Below are 21143 nucleotides of genomic sequence, written 5' to 3'. Positions count from 1 at the left end.
CCGAAACCGAGAACCGCGTGCGTGGCGAACTGCTCACAGACCTCCTGGACGGAGCGGGGCCCCAGTCGTCCACAGCCATGTTCTCTCTCCGATTTCCTCGGCCCACGTTTCACCTGCCGCGTCCCGACGGTCTGCCCGGCGTTCCTGCCCTGCCGCCCGGCAGTGAGGCGCCGGGCGGTGCCAGGGCAAGGTCGCGAAACCGGACTGGAGCGCCGTCAGTGACGGGACTCGGTGCATAGGCGTGCCGTTGCACCGTCGAGGGCCGGCCATCTGGCTTACCGCCGGCGTCGGGGTGAAGTGCGCGGGCAGTGTCGTCATGCCTCGCGCCCAGGGTGAGGGACGGCGGGTGAGTCCTTCGGCCGGGATGACGAAGTCGATGTCGGGCAGCCGGTCGAGCAGCACTTCAATGGCCGTACGGGCGATGGTCTCGGCGATCTCCTGCGCCGCGACCGGGCAGCGGTGCTCCCCATGCCCGAACGAGAGGAACGCGTTGTTGCCGCTGGTCAGCTTCGAGCCATCGGGGCGCATCTGCGGATCCGTGTTGGCGGCGGCGAGGCCGAGGCACACCATGTCGCCCGCCTTGATCCGGCGGTTGCCGAGCATGGTGTCACGGGACGCCCACCGGCCGACGCCATTCTCGGCGGGAGTGTCCTCCCAGAGCACCTCGTTCATGGCCTCCGAGACACTCTTGCGCCCGCCGACCAGGGACATGGTGAACCGTTCGTCCGTGAGCATCAGCCGCAGCGAGTTGCCGATCCAGTCGGCGGTCGGTGTGTGGCCCGCGATGACCAGGACGATCAGGTCGTGGAGGATCTCCTCCTCCGTGAAGCCGAGGGTGTTGCCGACCAGTTGGGCGGCGACGTCCCGGGGGCCCGTTCCCTGCCCTCCGCTCGGCCATCAGGGCCGCCGTGGCTTCGGCGCGGTGGACCTGGGCCGCCTGGGCCAGGTCGCCACCGTCGGACAGGTCGATGGCCGCCGCGGCCAGTCCGGGCCCCTGCTCGTCGGGGGAACCGTAGATCTTCGCCAGGACACGCACCGGGAAGGGCATCGCGTACTGGGTGATGACGCCCGCCCTGCCCTCGGCACAGAGGTCGTCGATCAGTTCGTCGGCCAGTCGCTCGGCGTGCTGCCGGATCTCGAAGAGGTCGACCGACTCCAGCGCGTCGCTGATCATCGCGGCCCGTACGCGGTGCCGCTCACCTGTCGTGTACAGGACGGACGGCTGCCCACGGCCGATCAGCGGGGCCAGCGGCCAGTCCTCGGGGACGCGGTGCCACTGGTTCCAGAATTCGGAGTCGCGGGTGAAGAGCACGGGGGTCGGCGGTGACCTGGTGCAGTTCGCGGTAGCCGAGAACCAGCCACGCCGGGATGCCGCCCTCGAGGACGATGGAGGCGACCGCAACGTGTTCGCGCCGCATCTCCTGGTAAAGACGGTTGGGTTCGTTATAGAAGCGCGGGGCGAGTGCTTCGGACCTCTGAGCGGTGGGGTCGGTCGGCGTCATCGCCGTGGTACCTCCGAGGTCGGGTAAGAGGGTCCCCACGGATCCCGGCCCCCGGAATCACCCTGGTCGTCGCAGTCGAGCATGGTCTCGGCACCATAACGCAGGCCATGACCTGCGCGGGCGTGACGGCCGACGTCGGGCTGATCTTCGCCGGCGGACGCGGGACCACGTGCGGGCATCGCTGGGTCCGTCGGGCGGAAGAGCAGCCGGCGGGCAGCCGCATAAGCGATCGGGCGGCTGACTTCAGGAAGCAGATGAGCGTCTCACCGCACCGGCTCCGACCTCATGCCGTAGATGCCAGGATGTTCGCGGGGCCGGGCAGCGCGGTTGAGAAAGCGTCGGTGACCCGGTCCAGCGCATCGGCCGCCGCCGGATCGATATCGGCACGCTCGTCACCGACGGAGATGTCCTTGTCCAGTGTGAACCGCCCTTGCACGATGTGCGCGGCCCCCATGGAGTTCAGGACGGGGCGCAACGCATAGTCGATGGCCAGGACGTGGGCGGTGGTGCCGCCCGTGGCAAGGGGCAACACGGTCTTGCCGGCGAGTGCGTACTGCGGGAGGAGGTCGAGCAGGGCCTTCAGTAGACCGCTGTAGGCAGCCTTGTAGACGGGAGTGCCGATCACGACCCCGTCCGCGTGCTCGAACCGGGCCGCCGCCTCGACGATCGCCGGGTGGTGGAAGTCGGCGCCGAGAAGGGCGTCGGCCGGCAGCATCCGGACGTTCAAGGTGGCCACCTCGTGGCCGTGGCGCGTGAGTCGACTCGTCACGTGGCGAAGCAGATGAGCCGTGCGTGAGACGGCGGACGGGCTTCCCGAGACGGACAGAATGGCAGCCATGAAGGACCCTCCAGGTTGGCGCGCGAGGTCACACCGACAGTGCTCGTCCCGTGGGAACGGAGGAGGCGGGGGCGGAGACTTCGGTGCGGACGTCGATCAGCACGTTCCCGCCCCGCCGCAGCGTGTTGTAGATGGGACAGCTATCGGTGAAGAGCCCGGTCAAGGCCTCGGCCTCCTCCTGGGTGACTCCGCTCAGCCGCAGTTCGAGGCGGATGCAGGCATACCGGGTGGGGTCCTCGGGATCGCGTTCGTAGCTGACGTGAGCCTGCCCGCCGGTCAGGCCCGATGCCCGTTCCTGCGCGTGGAGTTGGATGTTGCTCAGGGAACAGGACGCGAGCGATGCCAGCAACAGCTCCCCCGCCTGGACCGCCTCCCCCGGCCCGGTGCGCGCGTCGGAGACGAAGTGGTTGCCGCGTGCGGTCACCAGGAACCGGCCCAGGGTGTCCGTGCTTCGGCCGCTGATGCTTGTGGTCTGGCCTGCGGTCGTCATCGTCCGTGGTCTTCCTTATCGTCGTCGAAGAGAGGCAGGGCGAGCGCGACTCGGGGATCGCGCCCACACCGGTCGCGAGTCATACGCCGTGACGGCGGCTGCGCCACGCTCCGGCCGCGGGGCGCTCCAGGCCCAGGTTGTCGCGCAGCGTCCTGCCTTCGTACTCGGTCCGGAACACGTCCCGCCGCTGGAGTTCCGGCACCACCTGACGAACGAAGTCCTCGAAGGCGCCCGGCGTGTGGACGGCACCCAGGGTGAAACCGTCGCAGGCGCCTTCGGTGAACCATCGCTCCATGCCGTCGGCGACCTCGGCGGCGGTGCCGACGAAAGTGCCCTCGATGCGGCCGCCATAGCGCTTGCCCAGTTCCCGCAGCGTCAGGCCCTCGCGCCTAGTCATCTCCACGACCTCCTTGTAGTGGCCCTGGACACCGGGAACATCCACATCGGGCAGCGGCTCGTCGAGCGGGAGACCCGAGAGGTCGACGTCCAGGTGGTAGGACAGAGTCGACAGCCCCGCCAGCGGCGGTACCAGGTCGGCCAGTTCATCCGCGGACCGCTGTGCCGCCTCGGTGGTGGGGCCGATGACGGGGGTCGCCATCGGCAGGATCTTGACGTCCTCGGGGCGACGGCCATGGCGCTCGGCGCGGCCCTTGATGTCCTGGTAGAACTCACGGGCCGACTCGAGCGAGGCGTGGCTGCAGAAGATGACGTCCGACCAACGAGCCGCGAAGTCACGCCCCTTGGGCGAGGCGCCTGCCTGGATGATCACCGGGTAGCCCTGCGGCGGACGCGCCACGTTGAGCGGGCCCCGGACGCTGAACCACTCCCCCTCATGGTCGATGTGGTGCACGCGCTCGGGTTCGGCGAACAGCGGGGTGTCCGGGTCGAGGACGAGAGCGTCGTCCTCCCAACTGTCCCAGAGCTTGCAGGCCACTTCGAGGAACTCATCGGCCCGCTCGTAGCGCTTGTCCCGGTCGATGTGACGATCGTTGCCGAAGTTGCGTGCTTCGGAGTCCTGGAAGGAAGTGACCACGTTCCAAGCAGCCCGGCCGTCGCTGATGTGATCGGTGGTGGCGAACGAACGTGCCACCGGGAATGGTTCCAGATAACTGGTGGAGACGGTGGCGGCCAGGCCGATGTGGTCGGTGACGGCCGCGATCGACGCCAGGATGGGGGTGGGGTCGAGGCGCAGGGACCCGAGCGATCCGTACCGGAGCTGGCTGTCCATGCTGTCGCCGAGGCGGTCCGGTACGGACAGGATGTCCGCGAAGAACATCAGGTCGAACTTGCCCTCTTCGAGCACCCTGCCGATGTGTTGGTAATGGGACGCGGACAGCCAGTTCCGGTCGGCACCCGGGTGGCGCCAGCCGCCGGGCCGACCGGGACCCGCGGTCACGAAGGCGGCCAGATGCATGTGGTTCGTGTGGTTCCGGGAGCTGTTCATCGAGGTCTTTCTGCCTGAGAGTTACGCGGCCGTGGACTGTCCGAGATCGGTGCTGAGGTCACTTCGCCAGTTCGGCGGCGACCGTCTTCCTGATGGAATCGAAGCGGGTGTCCCGCAGGAACCCGGCCACATCGATCTTGGACGGGTAGACGCCCAGGGCGTGGAAGTTGTCGGCGAGATCCTGGGTGCTCTCGATCGCCTTGCCGTCGACCGCCGCGAGGGCATCGGCGTTCGAGTCGGACAGAAGCTTCTTGCGGGTCAGGTCCAGGTAGACGTCGCGCTCCACATCCGTCGAGCCGAAGCCGCCGATGCGGTCGAAGAACTCGACGCTCTTGTCGGGCGAGCGGTTGATGCCGCGCTGCGCGTCACGGACGGCGCGCACGGTCTTCGCCACCGCTTCGGGATAGTCCTTCACAAAAGACTCGCTGGCCACGTAGAAGCTGTAGTCGTACGTCTTGACGCCGGGCAGGCTGCGCGCCTTGTGCCGGGCCTTGGCCAGGCCGATCGCGGGCTGCCAGCTGATCCAGGCGTCGACCTTGCCGTTGGCGAACGCGGACTCCGCGTCGGCTGCGGGCAGGTTGACGTAGTCGATATCGTCCAGCCGCAATCCGGCGGTCTCCAGGTACTTGATGAGGCTGTAGGTGCCGGTCGTGCCCTTCTGGTCGGCGATCCGCTTGCCCTTGAGGTCCGCGGCGCCGCGGATGGCCGAGCCGCGCGGCACGAGGATCTCGACCTCGGTGCCGGGCAGCGGGTAGGCGGCGAGCGGCACGATGGGGACGTCGCCGCCGACCGCGTAGGCGACGGCGGTGGCGGTGGCGAAGGAGAAGTCGACGCTTCCGGCCTTGAATGCCTCCATGACGGGCAGGGAGGCGGTGAACCCCGACGGCCAGGAGACGGTCGTGCCGCCGAGAGCCTTACCGAGGTTCACGCCGTTCATCTTGTAGCGGAGGGTCGCGGGTATGCCGGTCTTGCCGCTCCCGATGACCGCGAAGCGGAGCTTTTGGGGCACTCCGTCCGCGAGCGGCTTGATCTCCGGTGCGCCTGGCTTGTCCGCACCGCAGGCCGCGAGGGCGGGGGTGAGGGCGGCGAGGCCGCCAAGGGCGAGGAGTCCACGGCGTGAGAGCCCGTCGGCAGGAGTCGCGGGGGTGGCAGAGCGGGAGGTGATACGGCGGAGTCTGGGCATGGTGAGGTCCTTGGCATTCCGCGGGGACGCGGATAAAGGGGTACGTGGGTGGGCCGGGGACGGTGGGTCCGCAGCCGGTGTCCGGGCTGATTCAGGCGGCTTCGGTGCCGGCGGACGCGGGTTCGAGCAGGTCCTGGAGGATCTCCTCCTTCCAGGCCACGAGGCGCGGGTGCCCGCGCCGATCCCCGCGGGGAAGGTCGACCCTCAGGTCTCGTCCGATCGAGCCGGCCACCAGGACCAGTACGCGGTCGGAGAGCACGAGCGCTTCCTCCACGTCATGGGTGACGAGCAGGACGGTGCGCGGCTGATCCAGCCACAGCCGCTCCACGAGTTGCTGCATTTTGATCCGGGTGATGGCGTCCAGTGCGCCGAACGGCTCGTCCAGAAGCAGGAGCTCGGGGTGGCGCAGCAAGGCACGGGCGAGGGCGACTCGCTGCTTCTGCCCTCCGGACAGTTCGGCCGGCCAGGCGCTTCCTCGGCCCTCCAGGCCCACGGCTCGCAGCAGCGAACGCGCCTCGTGCCTACGGCCGTTGACGCCAAGCTGGACGTTGTTCTCGACGCTGCGCCAGGGCAGCAGGCGGTCCTCCTGGAACATCATGCGGGCTGTGACGGGCTCCGGCCCGCTTCCGTGGAGGGTGACACTGCCTGTGCTCGGCTGCTCGAGGCCCGCGATGATCCGCAGCAGTGTGCTCTTGCCGACGCCACTGGGGCCGAGGAAGGAGACGAAGGAGCCGGGCTCGATCTCCAGGTCGAGGTTCCGCAGAACCCACCGATCGCCGTACTGCCGACCCAGTGAGTCAAGCGAAAGCCTGGCGCCCGCCGAAGCTCGAGGACGCGTCACGGGGACGGGCGGCGGTAGTTGGGGTGCCATCGCAGGACCCTTCGTTCGATGAGCCGGGTGAGGAGATCGGCGAGCAGGCCGGCGCAGGCGTACAGCACGATGGCGAGCACGATCTGGTCGGTGCGGAGCATCTGGCGCGCGTCCTGGGCGAGGTAGCCGATTCCCTCATCGGCCGAGATGGTCTCGGCGATCACGAGCGTGATCCAGGCGACGCCCAGGGAGTAGCGGATGCCGGCCAGAATGGTGGGCATCGCGCCGGGAACCGCGATCTCCCGCACCAGGGCCCATCGCCCCAGTCCGTATGAGCGGCCGAGCTGGAGCAGTTTGGGGTCCACCCCGCGGATACCGGTGACGGTGTTCAGGTAGATGGGAAAGAACGTGCCCAGCGCCACGAGAAGGATCTTGGGCTCCTCGCCGATGCCGAACCACGCGATCATCAGCGGCACCAGGGCCAGGTGCGGGATGGTGCGGACCATCTGCAGTGAGCGGTCCAGAAGTACGTCCGCAATTTTGGACATGCCCACCAGAAACCCGAGCACGAGGCCGGTGACCGCGCCGAGCCCGAACCCCTGCGCGATGCGACACAGGCTGGCGAGGATGTGCCGCTGGAGTTCGCCGGTGGCCGCGAGATCGGAACCCGCCTGTACCACCACCTCGGGAGCGGGCAGGACGGAGGGCGAGAGGACGCCGATCCGAGCCGTGACCTGCCAGACCACGAGAGCCAGCAGCGGTACGGCCCAGGGGCCGACCGCACGGCCGACGGCAGGTAGTCGGCTGACGATCCGGCGCAGGACAGGGGATCGGGACGAGGGTGGCACCGGCCCGCGCCCCGCTTCGGATCCGGTGCTCTCCACCGGATCCGAAGGGAGCGGACCCCCTTCTTTTGTGAGCAGTTGCCGCTCGGGCATGGGTCTCCCTTTCAGGAGTGATCGCCTCGGTCCTCACCCGCACCGGAAGTCGACACAGGAGCCGAAAGAGCGTGAGGCCGTGGGAGGGTTCCCGCGCGCAGCGGGTGGCGTGAAGGACACATTGCCCGGGTCTGAGCCAAAGGCGACGTGCTGGGGGAAACGCTCACGTGTGAGAGCCGAGCCGGCCAGACGCGAGGCTACGAAGTGATCAAGGTCAGCGACAGCGTGCGCTGGCACTACGCATGAGGTCGATGTGCCGACGGCACGTCAACTCGCTCCGCCACGGGAAGGCGATCACGACGGCCACGCGGGCAGGACCCCGCCGTGACTGGGCATCGCGATGCATCTGGAACTCCCCTGGGCATGGAGGACGGCCGTCTACCGTGCGCTCCGAGCCTTACGGAGCACTTGCGGGAATCATAACGGCCGCTGCATTTACGTGCAAACATCTGTATACACTTGTATCGAGGGGTGGACTAGATGACAGGGAAGAGGACGTGACCGCTTCACAGGACGATGGACACACCATGAGCCACTACGCCCGCATCCGGCAGAGCATCGTCAACGGGCAGTCGGGGCCGGGGACCGTACTGATCCCATCGGCTCTGAGTGCCGAGTACAACGTGTCGCGCACCCCGGTGCGGGAGGCCCTGATCAGGCTTGAGCAGGACGGGCTGGTCCAGCAGGCGACTCGCGGCTACGTGGTCCGCACCCGTACCCCGGAGGAGATCCTGCAGATCTGCGAGGCACGCATCGCCCTTGAGTCGACGATCGCCCAAGCCGCCGCCATGCGACGGACGGAACTCGACCTCGCCCGGCTCGTCCACGTCCACGAAAGCACGGCGGACACCACCGATCCCGCCGAACTGCGGGACCTCAACAGCGAGTGGCACGTGGCGCTGCGCGAGGCCGGGCACAACCCCACCATCGCCGAACTGATGGACCGTCTGGACGCCCAGTTGAAGACGTACGACGCACACACCTCTTCAGCCACCGATCTGCCCGACAACCTCGAGCAGATCCTCACGGAGCACGCCGGGATCCTGGAGGCGGTACGACACCGCGACGCGTCCGCCGCGCGCGACCTCATGATCGCGCACCAGAGCCGCACCCGTGACCTGCGCCTCGGCGCGCTGGCCCGGTCGGCGCGGGGCACGTCGTAGTGTCGGCCTTCTGTAATCCGCTCTAGTCGGGTAGCCGGGTCACGGCAACATGACCCGGCTACCCGACTTAGTCGAAGTTCACGAGCACTTCTCCCAGGTTGTCGGCGATGGCGGTGTGCGGTGCGGCCTCGAGCTGCTCCCTCTCGTGTGCTCCGCCGAGGACTCCGATGACGTGTCCGGCTCCGGAGCGCGTGCCGGCGAGCAGGTCGTTGGCTGTGTCGCCGGCGACGAGCACGCGCTGCACCGCGTCGATCCCGAGGCCGATGACCGCGGTGAGGATCAGGTCGGGGTAGGGGCGGCCACGGAGTGTTCCGGACTGGGCAACGGTGAGGTCGACAAGGTCGCGCCAACCGAGCGTGTCGAGGAGCGCGTCCTGGACCGCGGCGTCGAAGCCGGTCATCAGACAGGTCTTGACTCCGCGTTCTCGCAAGGCGACGAGGACTTCCTCGGCGCCGTCTCTGGCGGGCAGCTCACCGGCCAGCACGGCCTTGAGCATGAGGTCCACGAAGTTCTGGTGGGCTTGGGCAGCCTTGTGCGGATCGGGGGCCAACCGGTTGAACATGTCTGTCTTCGCCATACCGCGCAAGGGCCGGAGCGTTTCCGGGGTGATCGCGTCGAGACCTGCGAGCGACAGGGCTTTGTCCACCGCCCGTTCGACGATGCCGTTGTCGGCGATGGTGGTGCCGGCCATGTCAAGGACGGCCAGGTCGATCACTGGGGAGTGGTCGTGGTGGGGCACTGGGGTGTGTTCCTTTTACAGGGAGTGTTCGATCGTGGTGTCGGCCATCACGTCGAGTGCTTTGGTCGATGCTTGGGGACGGCGGACCGCGATGCCGACGAAGAGTGCGTCGACGATCCCCAGGTGGGCGAGGCGGCTGGCCATCGCTTCGAGGCGGAAGCCGTATTCGGGTCCTCCCGCGATCAGCGCGGCGTCCACGACGCGGGTCAGGGGGGAGTTGGTGAAGCTGGTGATGGCGACGGTGAAGGCGCCTGCCGCCCGCGCCGCCTCCGCGGCCCGCAGCGACTCACGGCTTGCACCGGTGTGGCTGACGACAAGGCATACACAGGACTCGTCGAGGTGCCGTGCGGCCAGGTGCTGGGCCATGACGTCGGTGGGAAACATCGCGACGAGGCCGAGTGCGGAGAGCCGGTAGGCGGCGTCGTGGGCCGGCGCCGCGGAGGTGCCGTTGCCGACGACGAGGACGCGGCCGGCCGCGGCGATGCGGTCGATGGTGAGTGACAGCGACTGAGGGTCGACGGTCTGTGCAGCGTCGACCAGGGCCCTGCCGCTGCGGCGCAGGACGCGGTCGAGGATGTCGCCGGCCGGTGTCCGGCCGTCGATTCCCTCTTCGTGGGCGAGTTCCTGCTCCTGCTCTTCCTGCTGGGCGAGGTCGCGTGTGATGGCGAGCTTGACGTCCTGGTAGCCCCGGTACCCGATGCGCTGGCAGGCACGGACCGCCGAGGACTGTGCGACGCCGGCCCGCTGGGCGAGCTCGGTCACCGAGCCGCGCACTACCGCTTCGGGGTCGCTGAGGATCAGCTCGATGAACCGCTTGTCCGTCGCGCCCAGGCCGGGCAGCGCGGCTTGGGCACGCGTGACGAATTCGCCGCTCACCAGGGACGACTTGGCCGCAACCACGGAACCTCACTTCGCTCGCCATGCACGGATCGACTGTTGATGCGAGCAGGACGCTAGCACAGGATGGATTATCCATCCTGACTTCCAAGCTGTATCTGGATAGTTCATCCTTCGGTAACCCAAGCTTGGTTCGCGCGCCACCCCCGACTCCGAGCCTGGCACCACCGACGCAGGTCGGCAGGTATTCGAACGCCCCTGCGCCGAGCGGCCGCACGGGACGGCGACACCGACCCGAAGTGACCCCAGGAGCATGGAGGGTCACTACAGATTCCAGGTGGCCTGTCGGGCCCATCTACATCGGCACGGCACCAAGACCCCGCACCAGGGTCTTGCGTCCGCCGCCTCCGGGCGGCCGATCAACTCCGGAAACGAGGAACAACCCCCGTGATCACCATGTCGCCGACCGCCACGTTGCGCCAGCGCGCCGCGAGACTGCGCAGTGAAGGCGTCCAGGTCTTCGACTTCTCGGCAGGCGAACTCGACCTGCCGACCCCCGCCCACATCGTCACCGCGGCCATCGACGCCGCGCGCAAGCCGGAGAACCATCACTACGGGCCGACCGGCGGCGAGGCCCGCCTGCGTCAGGCGATCGCCGACCGGCTCATCCCAAGGGCCACGACCCCCCTCGACGACTCGAACGTGCTGGTCACCCATGGTGCGAAACAGGCGTTGTTCAACACGTTCATGGCGCTGATCGAGCCCGGGGACGAGGTCCTGATACCAGCGCCGTACTGGGTGACCTTCCCGTCCTCGGTCCGGCTGGCGGGTGGCAGTCCAGTGATCGTCCAACCGTCCGCCGGCGAGCTGAAGATCACCCCGGACAACCTGGAGGCGGCTCGGACCCCGTCCACCCGGGCGATGGTGCTGTGCTCGCCGAACAACCCGACGGGACTGGTCTACGACGCGTCGGAGCTGCGCGCACTCCTGACGTGGGCGGCGAAGCACGGCGTCTGGATCGTCTCGGACGAGACCTACATCGACCTCGGCTTCCGGCCCGTCCCCGCACCGGGCCAGGTCGAGCCCGGAGTGAGCGACCGACTCATCACTGTCGGCAGTGTGTCCAAGTCCTACGCCATGACGGGCTGGCGGGTGGGCTGGATGTCGGGCCCGAAGCAGGTCATCGACGCGGCTGCCGCCGTCCAGTCCCACACCACCTCGAACGTCAGCCGCATCGCGCAGGCGGCCGCTCTGGCCGCCCTGACCGGCCCCGATGTGACGGCCGGATTCCGGGCGATCCTCGGCGACCGGCTGAAGGCGTGCCAGGCCGTGCTGGAACCTCTCGGGCTGTTTCGGACGCCTCCCGACGGCGCGTTCTACGTCTTCCCCGACATCCGCGGGTTCGCCCCCGACGACGTCACCGTGGCGGACCGCCTCCTGGACTCCGGCGTCATCACGGTGCCCGGTGCCTCTTTCGGTGCTCCCGGGCATCTGCGGCTGAGTTTCGCCATCGCGGAGGAACACCTGCGCAGTGGACTGTCGACCATGGCCGAGCTCCTCGACGGCTGGGCCGCTTGATGTCCTCGTCCGACCGGCAGGCGATGCGCACCGTGTTCCACCGCTTGCTCCGCCTGTCCGGGCTCCCCGAACTCACCGCTGAAACCGCTGAATCGGAGACGTCATCATGACCGCTGCCACTGACGGCAAAGCGGCGCTCGCACCACCAGGCAGCGGTGCCGGGCAGTCCAGACCCCCCAAGATCGTCCCCGTCCGGCACCCCGGCCGATGGGTGGCCGTGGCCATCGCCCTCGTCCTGGTGGCGCAGTTGGTGCATGCCCTGGTCACCAATCCCGGCCTGGAGTGGGCGACCTTCCGGCAGTACTTCTTCGACCACAGCGTTCTGCACGGCGTATGGCTGACCATCGAGCTCACCTTCTACGCCGCGTTGGCGGGCTTCGTGGGCGGCATGGTGCTGGCCTTCATGCGGCTCTCCCCCAACCCCCTGCTGCGGGTGACCGCCTACGGCTACGTCTGGGTCGTGCGCTCCGTGCCGCTGCTGGTGCAGGTGCTCTTCTGGTTCAACATCTCCTATCTGTACTCGCGACTGAGCATCGGGGTGCCCTTCGGGCCGGAGTTCTTCTCCTTCAGCACCACCAATCTGGTCAGCTCGGTGAGTGCGGCCGTCATCGCGCTCTCGGTCAACGAGGCCGCCTTCGCCTCGGAGATCGTCCGTGCGGGGGTGCTGTCCGTCAGCCACGGTCAACTGGAGGCCGCCGCCGCGCTGGGGATCCCCAGGCGCCGTCAGCTCATGCGCATCGTGCTGCCGCAAGCCATGCGGACCATCGCGCCCAACGCGGCCAACCAGATGATCTCGCTGTTCAAGAACACCTCGATCGTCTCCGTGATGGCGATCATGGAGCTCTTCTACACCGTCCAGGTCATCTATGGGCGCACTTCCCGCATCGTGCCCATGCTGCTCGTCGCGACCGCCTGGTACGTCCTGCTGACCACCCTCCTCTCGATCTTCCAGTACTACGTCGAGCGGCGCTTCGCCAAGGGCACGACGCGAGCGCTGCCGCCGACCCCTGTCGAGCGGGCGCGCCTCGCCATCCGCAACCTCCGCGCGGCTGCCGCGGATGAAGGGACCCCGCGGTGACCACGACATCGCCTTCCGCCGGCCGCCGTCTCCACAAGGCCGCGGCCGATCCCGCCCGGGTGGTCGTCGACATACGCGGCGTCCATAAGAACTACGGCCTGGTCGAGGTGCTCAAGGGCGTCGATCTCCAGGTCCGCGTCGGCGAGGTGACCGTTGTGCTGGGCCCATCCGGATCCGGCAAGTCCACCCTGCTGCGCTGCATCAACCACCTGGAGAAGGTCAAGCGCGGCACCGTCACCATCGACGGCGAACTGATCGGCTACCGGCGGGCCGGCGCCAGGCTGCACGAGCTGCGCGAGCGCGAGGTGCTGCGTCAGCGCACCCACATCGGCTTCGTCTTTCAGAACTTCAATCTCTTCCCGCATCTCACGGTGCTGGACAACCTGGTCGAGGCACCCGTCTCCGCCCTGGGGGTGCCGCGTGCCCGGGCCCAGGAACGCGCCGAGCGGCTGCTGGAGCGCGTCGGCCTGCGCGACAAGGCGACCGCCTACCCCGGGCATCTGTCCGGCGGCCAGCAGCAGCGCATCGCCATCGCTCGCGCGCTCGCCCTGGAACCCAAGGTGCTGCTCTTCGACGAGCCCACCTCCGCCCTCGACCCGGAACTGGTCGGCGAGGTGCTGGACGTGATCAAGGATCTGGCACGTGCCGGCACCACCATGATCGTCGTCACCCATGAGATCGGCTTCGCCCGTGAGGTCGCCGACACCGTGGTCTTCATGGACGACGGCCGGATCGTCGAGCAGGGGACACCGTCCGACGTGCTCGACTCCCCCCGGCACGAGCGCACCCGCGCCTTCCTCTCGAAGGTCCTCTGACCCCACTTCTTCCGAAAGGCAGGACCACCATGTCCGTACTTATCCGCCCCAAGCTCACCGCGTTCACCACCCTGGCCATCGCCGCCGCGCTCACCCTGAGCGCCTGCGGTGGCCCCACCAAGGACGCATCCGGACCGGCGTCCAAGAAGCGCTTCAACACCAGCCCCGACCAGAACCGCTACTCGGCACCCAAGGTCGCCTCCATCGCCGCCGAAGTGCCCGCGGCCGTCCGGTCCCGGGGCACCCTCGAAATCGGCAACTCCAAGGGGAGCACCGCACCGCTCACCTTCTTCGCCACGGACAACAAGACCCTCATCGGCGTGGAAACGGACATGGCGTACGCGATCGCCTCGGTGTTCGGCCTCAAGGTGCACTACAACCCGGTCTCCTTCGAACAGATCTTCGTCGGTCTGGACAGCGGCAAGTACGACGTCGGCGTCTCCAACATCACCGTCACCGAACTGCGCAAGCAGAAGTACGACATGGCCACCTACCGCAAGGACGCGCAGGCATTCGAGGCCAAGAAGGGCACGACATGGCGTGTCACCGGCCCCAAGGACGTGGCGGGCAGGACCATCGCCGTGCCCACCGGGACCAGTGAGGAGAAGGTCCTGCTGGACTGGAGCGCCCAGAACGTCAAGGCGGGCCGCAAGCCCGTCGACGTGAAGTACTACCAGGATGAATCGGCCTGCTACCTGGCCCTCCAGTCCGGCCAGATCGACGCCTATCTCCATCCCAACCCCGAGGCCCAGTACCACGCCGAGACCTCCGGCCAGACCCAGGTCATCGGCGCCATCATCGGCGCCGGGGAGCACCTGCAGGGCCTGATCGCCGCGACCACCAAGAAGGACAACGGCCTCGGCAAGCCGCTCAACGACGCGATCAACTACCTGATCAAGAAGGGCACCTACGGGAAGATCCTGGCGCGCTGGGGTCTCACCAGCGACGGGGTGAGCACCTCGCGGCTCAACCCGCCCGGCCTGCCGATCGAGGGCAAGTGAGCGCCCGAACACGGATCGTCGGACCCGGACGCCGTCCCGGCCCGGGTCAGCCCTCATGGACAGAGCCTCGATCGGAGAACACGGAATGGTGAGCACGCTCCTCGTGGTCATCGACGGACTACGGGCGACCGATGTGCGGAAGATGCCGTTCCTCACGGAACTCGTACACCGCGGCGTGTCCTACCGGCAAGCACGCTCGGTCGCACCGTCGCTGACTCGTCCCGCCGCGGCGTCCCTCGCCAGCGGAGCACCCCCCGGCGTCACCGGAATTCAGGGCAACCGCCTCTGGGCCGACGGACACCTCATCGACACCGGCCGCCCCGACCATCTGGAGCTGCTCCGCTCCCTGCGGGGTGATCGGCTGCTCCCCGTGCCGACTCTGGGTGAACACCTCGCCGACCACGGGCGCAAGCTCGTCGCCGTCGGAACGGGTTCGAACGGCTGCACACTGCTGCTCAATCCGGGAGCGGTCGACGGGCACGGGGCCGCGATAGGCGCGCGTCCGTTCGGTCATGATGCCTTCTACGCGCAGCCCGAGAGTGTCCGGCGTCGTCTCGCGGACAGTCTCCCCCGGGCCGCGGACGGCCCGTTCCCCGAATTGGACTGGGCAACCGACCTGATCGTCGACTACGTCATTCCGGAGCTGGCGCCGGATGTCCTCGTCCTGTGGTCGGGCGAGCTGGACGACGTGCAACACGACAACGGCGTCGATGGCCCGGCCGGGGACGCTGCTCTCTCCGAGATCGACCGCCGACTACGTCGGCTGATCGACCGGGTCCGTGAGCAGGCACCGCACACCGATGTCATCGTGACGGCCGACCACGGCTTCTCGAACGCGACGCACACGGTCGACGTGGCCGACATCGAGTCACTGATTCCGCCGTCGCTCGCCGATGCCGTGCGACTTGTCGACAACAACGGTGGGTTGTTGGTGTACGCGCGGCGGCGCCTCCGAACCACGCAGATCAATGCGATCCTCGACGCCATCGTGTCGGCGGGATGGTCCGGGCCGGTCTTCGCCGAGGGCGACGTCCCGGGGGTCCTTCCGCCGGCCGGCCTGTGGTCCACCCGAACAGCCGCCGACGGCCTGCTCGCGTATGTGTCGCTCACCTACCACGACCGACTCGGCAATCCGCGCATCGGTCACAGCGTCCGAGACAGCACGCGGCTCGCGGGTGGCCACGGCTCCACCTCAGCCGCCGACATGCGCATACCACTCGTACTGAACGGGCCGAGCTTCCGGACTGCCCATGAATCCTCATTCCCGGCCGATCACCTCGACATTCCCACCACGATCTGCCGGCTCATGGGGCTACCGGTCCCGCCGACCATGTCCGGACGGGTGCTGAGCGAAGCCGGCCTTCTTGGTCCGGGAAACGCACCAGCGCTTCCGGAGGACCGACGGGTCGTCGCGGAGCGCGGCGCCGCAGATGTCACCACGGCCCACTTTCAGCATCTCGCCGGCCGGCAGTACTTCCTCTCGGCCGACAGGCACCGAAGCTGAGCCGGACTCCGGCGGGCGAGGCCGCCGCGTGGTGGTGGAACGCGCGGCGGATCGCCGGGAGACGGCGGGGATCACGGCTGGGGTGGACGCGGCTGGTGAGCAGGACGTAGTAGCGGCCTCCCGCCCCCGCCCCGTCCACTGCCGGCTCCACCCACAGGCTGGTCCCCGTGAAGCCCGTGTGGCCGTACGAGGACGGGCCCATCGCCGTACCGACCGGCGACCCCACCGCGTCAAGCCCCTGCCGGCCGAGGCAGCGGCGCAGCGGGAGGCCCTCCGTATGGCAGGCGGTCATCCGGGCGAAGCCGGGCGCGCTCAGCAGGCCCTCGCCGCCCGCCGCGAGGACCCGGCCCAGCCGGTCCATGTCGGTCAGCGGTGCGAACAGACCGGCGTGGCCGCAGACTCCGGCGGGCACCACCGCGTTCTCGTCGTGCACCTGGCCGGTCACCAGGCGACCGCGCCAGGTGCACAGCTCCGTGGAGACCGCGCGTTCACGGGCCGCCGGGCCGGGTGCGAAGACCGTCTCGCGCATGCCGAGCGGCTCGCACACCTGCTTGGCCACCAGCTCGTCCAGGCCGGTTGCGGTGGCCTGGCCGAGGATCAGGCCGAGGAGGACGAAGCCCGCCGAGGAGTACTCCACCACCGTGCCCTGCGCCCCGCGCAGCGGTAGCCGACGGAGGGCGGTCAGCAGCCCGTCCCGGTCGGAGTGCGCACGCCAGAGCGGGGTACCGCCGGGCAGGCCGGAGGTATGGGTGAGCACGCGGCGGTACTCCGGCAGATACGCGCCGACCGTGTCGTCCAGTCGGAGCGCTCACGTTTCCACCAGCCGCAGTGCGGCCAGGCCCGCGATCGGTTTCGTCACCGAGGCCAGATCCCACAAGCTCGGTGCCGTTCAGCTCCGGCCCGTCCCAACGACGTGTGCCCAGGTGCCCGTGGGTCTCCCGCCCGGCCGCGGTGCCGACCGAACAGGCGGCCGCGGAGTAGATCCCGGCCTGGCGGCCAGCCGCCAGGAGTGCCGTGAGGCGTGTCGGCCGGTCCGCCGGGGCGGGCAGGCCGTTCCCGTCCGTTCCGCCCCCTGTGGGCCCGGCCGCCCGCGGCCCCGCTCACTCCTGCCCCCGCACGATCCCCAGGGCCCCCACCCCGCCGCGCAACGCCGCCGACACCGTACCGGCGGCGGCCACCCGGACCGCGGTCAGCTCACGTCCCTCGAAGCACTCCCGGGCGGCTTGCCGCACCGCCGCGTCCACTCCGGCCGCCTCCGGCGCCGCCGGGTCGAAGCCGGCCGTGGTGCGCCGCAGCAGTTTTCCGGAGTGGTCGACCAGCGCCGCACGCACCTGTCCGGGCAGCACCTCCACCGCGCTCAGCAGCGGGCGCGACCGGGGGATCGGGCATCAGGCGGAGCCGGGGCGTCCGCCGTCGGGGCGAGTGCGGCCATGCACAGACTCTGCCACGCCATCAACCCAGGAGGTAGTACCACATTGCCGCAGCCGACCGAACTCACCTGGTGCGAGGCCCGGGCCGCGGGCGCGGATGCCATCGCCCTGCTGCCCATCGGCCCGCGGTAACAGCACGCCGCCCACCTGCCGATGGGCACCGACACGCTGCTGGTCACGGCGGTGGTGGACCGGGCGGCCGAGCTGCTGGCGGACGCCGGGCCACCGGTCGTACGGCTCCCCGCCCTGCCGTACGGGCACAGCCCACACCACCTCTTCGCGGCCGCGGTGTCACTGTCGGCGGGCCCCGGGCGGCGGTCCTCGCCGACATTCTGCGGTCCCTCACCGAGAGCGGCTTCCACCGCGTCGTGATCGTCAACGGCCACGGTGGCAATGACGAGATCATGCGCCTGGCGGTCAAGGAACACGCGCTGCGTGCCGAAGGCGCGTTCGCGGCCTGCTCCTGCTGGAGCCTCGGCGAGGCGCCGGAGGACCCCGGGCACGCCGGCCGCTACGAGACCTCACTCATGCTCGCCGCCCACCCGGACCTGGTCCGTACACCCATCGAGCCACACCGTCTCGCCGGTGCCCCGCCGCTCTTCAACCCCCCGCCGTACCCCGGCCTCACCGCCGAGCGGCACGGCGAGTGGGCACGGGTGGGCGGGATGACCGACGACCCGTCCACGGCTCGCCCCGACCCGGGCGAGCTGTCCACCCGCGCCACCGAACTGGGTCGGGCGATCCGGGCATTCGCCGAAGCAACGCCCGACCCCATCGGCACCAGCCCGTTCGCCCTGGAGTCCTTCCACCGCAAGCAGCACATGGTGCCGTTCTTCCACGGCTACCTCGGCTACGCCGCCATCGCCGCCCTGGACGTCGCCTGCTGGGACACCATGGGCAAGTCCACCGGCCACTCGCTCACCGACCTGCTAGGCGGGGCGGTACGCGGCACCATCCCGCTCACCGCACTCGTCACCCGCGCCGACGGCGCCACCCCGGAGGCCCTCGCCGAACACGCCACCCGGGTGGTGGCCGAGGGCGGCTTCCGGGCGGTCAAGCTCAAGGGCACCGGCGATGTGGACGGCGACGTCGCCAACCTCCGCGCGCTGCGTGCCGCGCTGCCGGAGACCGAGCTGCGCGTCGACCCCAACACCGCCTGGTCGAGGAGCTGGACCTGGAGTATCTGGAGGACCCGTGCCCCGGCATCGAGGGCATGAGCCAGGTGCGGACCAAGGTGCGCATCCCGCTGTGCACGAACATGTGTGCCGTCCGCTTCGAGGACTTCGCCCCGGCGGTACGGCTCGGCGCGGTGGACGTCGTCCACGGCGATGTCCACACGTGGGGCGGCATCGCACCGACCAAGGCCCTCACCGCCCCCTGCGAGACCTTCGGCCTCGGCATGAACCTGCACAGCGGCGGCGAACTCGGCATCGCCACCGCCGCCCATCTCGCCGTGGTCGCCAGCACTCCGTTGCTCAGCCGCGCCATCGACAGCATGTACTACCTGCACGCCGCTGACATCGCCGACCCGATCCCGCTCATCGACGGCCGCCGCGCCGTCCCGCAGGGCCCCGGGCCTGGGCGTGCGCGTCGACGAGGAGAACCTGCGGCACTACTCGGCGGTGAACGAACGGGAGGGCGATCTGACGGGATGACGTCTCCGCCGGGCCGAACGCGAGGCGCGGGATCGGGCAGGTCGCGAGCGGGGCGAAGCTACTCCTTGACCGCCCCCGAGTTCGCCCCCTGCACGAAGTAGCGCTGGAAGCAGAAGAACAGCGCCGCGACCGGCACGGTCGCCAGCAGGGCCGCCGCCAGCTTCAGCGGGTACTGCGTACCGCCGCCCAGCCCGCCCGAGACAAACCGCGCGAGCCCGGTCGTCAACGTCTCGTACTGGCCGGACTGCGTGGCCACCAGGAAGTGGGTGAACTCGTTCCACGAGCCCTGGAACGACAGGATCGTCAGGGTGATCAGCGCGGGCCGGGCCATCGGCAGCACCACCGACCAGAAGGTCCGGATCACCCCGGCGCCGTCCACCCGCGCGGCCTCCTCGACCTCCCGGGGGATGGACTCGAAGAACTGCTTCATGATGAAGATCCCGGCCGCGTCCACCATCAGCGGAAGGATCATGCCGGTGTAGGTGTCGAACAGCCCGAACGTGTTCAGCACCAGGAACTTCGGGATCAGCAGCGCCACCCCGGGCACCGCCATCACCCCGACGACGAAGCCGAACAGCAGCGAGCGGCCCCGGAAACGCAGCCGCGCCAGCGCGTACCCCGCCATCGAGTCGAACAGCACCCGCCCGGCGGTGACCAGGACCGCGATGAGGGTCGAGTTGCCCAGCCAGCGCAGGAACGGCACCCCGTCCCCGGCCTGGCTCAGCCCGAACAGACGCTGGTAGGCGGCGGTCGTCGGGGTGGTGGGCACCAGTCCGAGCGGATGCGCCGCCGCATCCGGGTCCGTCTTGAACCCGGTCACCAACTGGAGCGCGAACGGCAGCAGGTACAGCAGTGCGGCCCCCACCACCAGCGCGTATCCCAGCACCCGCAGCGGCAGCGGGAACCGGCCGAGCACCGGGCGCCCCCGCGCCGGGGCGGCGGCCCTGGCCTTGGGGGCAGCCGTGGCCGTGGCGTTCATCGATTCCTCCCGGGGCGGGGACCGCGCTCCCGCAGCGCCCAGCGCTGCAGGGCGGTGATGAGCAGGATCAGCGCGAGCAGGATGAAGGCGATGGCCGCGCCCTGCCCGAAGTCGGCGCCGTCGAAGGCCGTCGAGTACGACAGGAAGGCCGGCGTCAGCGTCGTGTTGCCCGGGGCGCCCTGGCCCATCACATACACCTGGTCGAAGACCTGCCAGGTGGCGATCGTCCCCAGGGTGAGGACGAGGAAGAGCACCGGCCGCAGTGCGGGCAGCGTGACGTGGCGCAGCATCTGGCGGCGGTTCACGCCCTCGATGGCGGCCGCCTCCTCCAGCTCGCGCGGGATGTCCTGGAGGGCCGCGAGGAAGATCAGCATGAAGGTGCCGGAGGTCGTCCACACGGCCAGCAGAATGATCGTGCACATCGCGACGGACGGACCGGACAGCCACTCGTACCAGGAAAGGCCCATGAAGGAGTGGTCGGCCAGCACACCCGGGGGGTGGTCGGGGTCGACGATCCCCAGGCCGCCGAGCAGCGTCGAGAGCACCCCGCGCGAGTCGGCGAACCAGTTCGGGCCCTTCACCCCGATCCAGGACAGCAGCGTGTTGACGGCACCGCTGCCCTGGAAGAGGAAGAGGAAGACGGTGGAGACCGCGATCGAGCTGGTGACCGACGGGAAGAAGAACGTGGTGCGCAGGGCGCCCCGGGCGCGCAGCAGCCGCTGGTTGACGATCAGCGCGAGCACCAGCGCGAGCCCGGTCTGCAGCGGCACGGTCAGCGCCACGTAGTAGACGTTGTTGCGCAGCGAGGTCGCGAAGAGGGTGCGGTCGAGGCCGTCCTCGGTGAGCAGCGCCCGGTAGTTGTCCAGGCCCACGAACTTCGCCTGCCCGGTGAACGGGTTGGACTGCCCGTCCCAGTCCAGCAGGCTGACCCACAGGGCCATCAGGATCGGCAGCACCAGGAACAGGCCGAGGATCAGCACCATGGGGCTGACGAACAGCCAGCCCCAGGCGCCTTCGCCGCGGCGGCGCCCCGCGGGCGGGGTGTTCGGGGTGCGGGGCGCCGCCTTGGGGCCGGACCCGCCGGGCGCGTCAGGTGCGCCCGGCGAGCCGGCCGTACGGGGGTCCCCGCCGACGGCCCCGGGGGCCGGGCGGGGACCG

The 21143-nt window shown here is 69.4% G+C and carries 17 protein-coding genes and 4 pseudogenes; 8 read left to right on the top strand and 13 right to left on the bottom strand.

What is annotated here, in order from left to right; translation table 11 throughout:
• Positions 1-276: 276 nt before the first annotated feature.
• The 7 genes and pseudogenes from ACK1X7_RS47370 to ACK1X7_RS47340 all read right to left on the bottom strand — a co-directional run.
• Positions 277-1502, bottom strand: a pseudogene (locus ACK1X7_RS47370) (cytochrome P450); the annotation flags it as partial.
• Positions 1503-1785: 283 nt separating this feature from the next.
• Complete coding sequence (gene ssuE / locus ACK1X7_RS47365) at positions 1786-2340, bottom strand: NADPH-dependent FMN reductase (RefSeq protein WP_385153356.1); 555 nt, start codon at positions 2338-2340, stop codon at positions 1786-1788.
• Positions 2341-2368: 28 nt separating this feature from the next.
• Positions 2369-2830 carry an OsmC family protein gene (locus ACK1X7_RS47360; RefSeq protein WP_078646894.1) on the bottom strand — a complete coding sequence of 154 codons (462 nt, stop codon included), beginning with the start codon at positions 2828-2830 and terminating at the stop codon, positions 2369-2371.
• Between the two features lie 79 nt (positions 2831-2909).
• Positions 2910-4274 carry an LLM class flavin-dependent oxidoreductase gene (locus tag ACK1X7_RS47355; protein WP_390792427.1) on the bottom strand — a complete coding sequence of 455 codons (1365 nt, stop codon included), beginning with the start codon at positions 4272-4274 and terminating at the stop codon, positions 2910-2912.
• 58 nt (positions 4275-4332) lie between these two features.
• Positions 4333-5457 carry an NrtA/SsuA/CpmA family ABC transporter substrate-binding protein gene (locus ACK1X7_RS47350; RefSeq protein WP_390792426.1) on the bottom strand — a complete coding sequence of 375 codons (1125 nt, stop codon included), beginning with the start codon at positions 5455-5457 and terminating at the stop codon, positions 4333-4335.
• Positions 5458-5548: 91 nt separating this feature from the next.
• Positions 5549-6298, bottom strand: a complete 750-nt coding sequence (locus ACK1X7_RS47345; protein ID WP_385158230.1) for an ABC transporter ATP-binding protein — start codon at positions 6296-6298, stop codon at positions 5549-5551.
• Complete coding sequence (locus ACK1X7_RS47340) at positions 6295-7206, bottom strand: ABC transporter permease (protein ID WP_398158752.1); 912 nt, start codon at positions 7204-7206, stop codon at positions 6295-6297. Before ACK1X7_RS47340 ends, ACK1X7_RS47345 begins: the two co-directional genes overlap by 4 nt.
• A 497-nt stretch (positions 7207-7703) precedes the next feature.
• On the opposite strand from ACK1X7_RS47340, the gene ACK1X7_RS47335 reads away from it, so the two are divergent.
• Positions 7704-8369 (top strand): GntR family transcriptional regulator, encoded by a 666-nt coding sequence (locus tag ACK1X7_RS47335; protein WP_385158226.1) that lies wholly within the window; start codon positions 7704-7706, stop codon positions 8367-8369.
• Positions 8370-8436: 67 nt separating this feature from the next.
• On the opposite strand, the gene ACK1X7_RS47330 is transcribed toward ACK1X7_RS47335, so the two are convergent.
• The gene (locus ACK1X7_RS47330; RefSeq protein WP_078646889.1) at positions 8437-9084 is read right to left on the bottom strand and encodes an HAD family hydrolase; all 648 of its coding nucleotides are present in this window, start codon (positions 9082-9084) and stop codon (positions 8437-8439) included.
• A 39-nt stretch (positions 9085-9123) separates the two neighbouring features.
• Complete coding sequence (locus ACK1X7_RS47325) at positions 9124-10008, bottom strand: MurR/RpiR family transcriptional regulator (RefSeq protein ID WP_385156614.1); 885 nt, start codon at positions 10006-10008, stop codon at positions 9124-9126.
• A 393-nt stretch (positions 10009-10401) separates the two neighbouring features.
• Between ACK1X7_RS47325 and ACK1X7_RS47320 the strand changes: the two genes are divergently transcribed.
• The 5 genes from ACK1X7_RS47320 (at position 10402) to ACK1X7_RS47300 (ending at position 15921) form a co-directional block, all read left to right on the top strand.
• Positions 10402-11523: a pyridoxal phosphate-dependent aminotransferase gene (locus tag ACK1X7_RS47320; protein WP_385156623.1), complete on the top strand. Its 1122-nt coding sequence runs from the start codon at positions 10402-10404 to the stop codon at positions 11521-11523.
• A 106-nt stretch (positions 11524-11629) separates the two neighbouring features.
• A complete protein-coding gene (locus ACK1X7_RS47315) occupies positions 11630-12601 on the top strand; it encodes an amino acid ABC transporter permease (protein ID WP_078646886.1) in 972 nt (323 codons plus the stop codon).
• 59 nt (positions 12602-12660) lie between these two features.
• Positions 12661-13416, top strand: coding sequence for an amino acid ABC transporter ATP-binding protein (locus tag ACK1X7_RS47310; RefSeq protein WP_078647936.1), 756 nt, complete (start codon positions 12661-12663; stop codon positions 13414-13416).
• Between the two features lie 29 nt (positions 13417-13445).
• The gene (locus ACK1X7_RS47305) at positions 13446-14417 is read left to right on the top strand and encodes an ABC transporter substrate-binding protein (RefSeq protein WP_385156617.1); all 972 of its coding nucleotides are present in this window, start codon (positions 13446-13448) and stop codon (positions 14415-14417) included.
• Positions 14418-14472: 55 nt separating this feature from the next.
• Positions 14473-15921 (top strand): alkaline phosphatase family protein, encoded by a 1449-nt coding sequence (locus ACK1X7_RS47300; protein WP_390792423.1) that lies wholly within the window; start codon positions 14473-14475, stop codon positions 15919-15921.
• Here the strand turns inward: ACK1X7_RS47300 and ACK1X7_RS47295 are convergent.
• Together ACK1X7_RS47295 and ACK1X7_RS47290 are read right to left on the bottom strand one after the other, a co-directional pair.
• A pseudogene (locus tag ACK1X7_RS47295) lies at positions 15851-16970 on the bottom strand (serine hydrolase domain-containing protein). The gene ACK1X7_RS47300 and the pseudogene ACK1X7_RS47295 sit on opposite strands and share 71 nt — an antisense overlap.
• 51 nt (positions 16971-17021) lie before the next feature.
• Positions 17022-17273: a hypothetical protein gene (locus tag ACK1X7_RS47290; RefSeq protein ID WP_413116772.1), complete on the bottom strand. Its 252-nt coding sequence runs from the start codon at positions 17271-17273 to the stop codon at positions 17022-17024.
• A 78-nt stretch (positions 17274-17351) separates the two neighbouring features.
• On the opposite strand from ACK1X7_RS47290, the pseudogene ACK1X7_RS47285 reads away from it, so the two are divergent.
• Positions 17352-18115 (top strand): annotated as a pseudogene (locus tag ACK1X7_RS47285) (creatininase family protein); the annotation flags it as partial.
• A 57-nt stretch (positions 18116-18172) separates the two neighbouring features.
• Positions 18173-19107 (top strand): annotated as a pseudogene (locus ACK1X7_RS47280) (mandelate racemase/muconate lactonizing enzyme family protein).
• Here the strand turns inward: ACK1X7_RS47280 and ACK1X7_RS47275 are convergent.
• The gene (locus ACK1X7_RS47275; RefSeq protein ID WP_385157806.1) at positions 19065-19985 is read right to left on the bottom strand and encodes a carbohydrate ABC transporter permease; all 921 of its coding nucleotides are present in this window, start codon (positions 19983-19985) and stop codon (positions 19065-19067) included. The pseudogene ACK1X7_RS47280 and the gene ACK1X7_RS47275 sit on opposite strands and share 43 nt — an antisense overlap.
• Positions 19982-20968: a carbohydrate ABC transporter permease gene (locus ACK1X7_RS47270; protein WP_390792470.1), complete on the bottom strand. Its 987-nt coding sequence runs from the start codon at positions 20966-20968 to the stop codon at positions 19982-19984. Before ACK1X7_RS47270 ends, ACK1X7_RS47275 begins: the two co-directional genes overlap by 4 nt.
• Positions 20969-21143: the final 175 nt, after the last annotated feature.

Origin of the sequence: Streptomyces sp. CY-1, from assembly GCF_047218265.1 — a bacterium.
In the GTDB taxonomy this organism is placed as follows: domain Bacteria; phylum Actinomycetota; class Actinomycetes; order Streptomycetales; family Streptomycetaceae; genus Streptomyces; species Streptomyces niphimycinicus.
The sequence above is the reverse complement of the archived record's forward strand: the minus strand, read 5'-3'. Positions and strand labels throughout refer to the sequence as shown.

What these genes read in the sequence shown, in the direction of transcription:
- ACK1X7_RS47270 (WP_390792470.1), bottom strand. Translation starts at nt 20,968, where the DNA reads ATGGTGCTGATCCTCGGCCTGTTCCTGGTGCTGCCGATCCTGATGGCC.
- ACK1X7_RS47340 (WP_398158752.1), bottom strand. Translation starts at nt 7,206, where the DNA reads ATGCCCGAGCGGCAACTGCTCACAAAAGAAGGGGGTCCGCTCCCTTCG.
- ACK1X7_RS47300 (WP_390792423.1), top strand. Translation starts at nt 14,473, where the DNA reads ATGGACAGAGCCTCGATCGGAGAACACGGAATGGTGAGCACGCTCCTC.
- ssuE (WP_385153356.1), bottom strand. Translation starts at nt 2,340, where the DNA reads ATGGCTGCCATTCTGTCCGTCTCGGGAAGCCCGTCCGCCGTCTCACGC.
- ACK1X7_RS47360 (WP_078646894.1), bottom strand. Translation starts at nt 2,830, where the DNA reads ATGACGACCGCAGGCCAGACCACAAGCATCAGCGGCCGAAGCACGGAC.
- ACK1X7_RS47355 (WP_390792427.1), bottom strand. Translation starts at nt 4,274, where the DNA reads ATGAACAGCTCCCGGAACCACACGAACCACATGCATCTGGCCGCCTTC.
- ACK1X7_RS47305 (WP_385156617.1), top strand. Translation starts at nt 13,446, where the DNA reads ATGTCCGTACTTATCCGCCCCAAGCTCACCGCGTTCACCACCCTGGCC.
- ACK1X7_RS47315 (WP_078646886.1), top strand. Translation starts at nt 11,630, where the DNA reads ATGACCGCTGCCACTGACGGCAAAGCGGCGCTCGCACCACCAGGCAGC.
- ACK1X7_RS47320 (WP_385156623.1), top strand. Translation starts at nt 10,402, where the DNA reads ATGTCGCCGACCGCCACGTTGCGCCAGCGCGCCGCGAGACTGCGCAGT.
- ACK1X7_RS47275 (WP_385157806.1), bottom strand. Translation starts at nt 19,985, where the DNA reads ATGAACGCCACGGCCACGGCTGCCCCCAAGGCCAGGGCCGCCGCCCCG.
- ACK1X7_RS47350 (WP_390792426.1), bottom strand. Translation starts at nt 5,457, where the DNA reads ATGCCCAGACTCCGCCGTATCACCTCCCGCTCTGCCACCCCCGCGACT.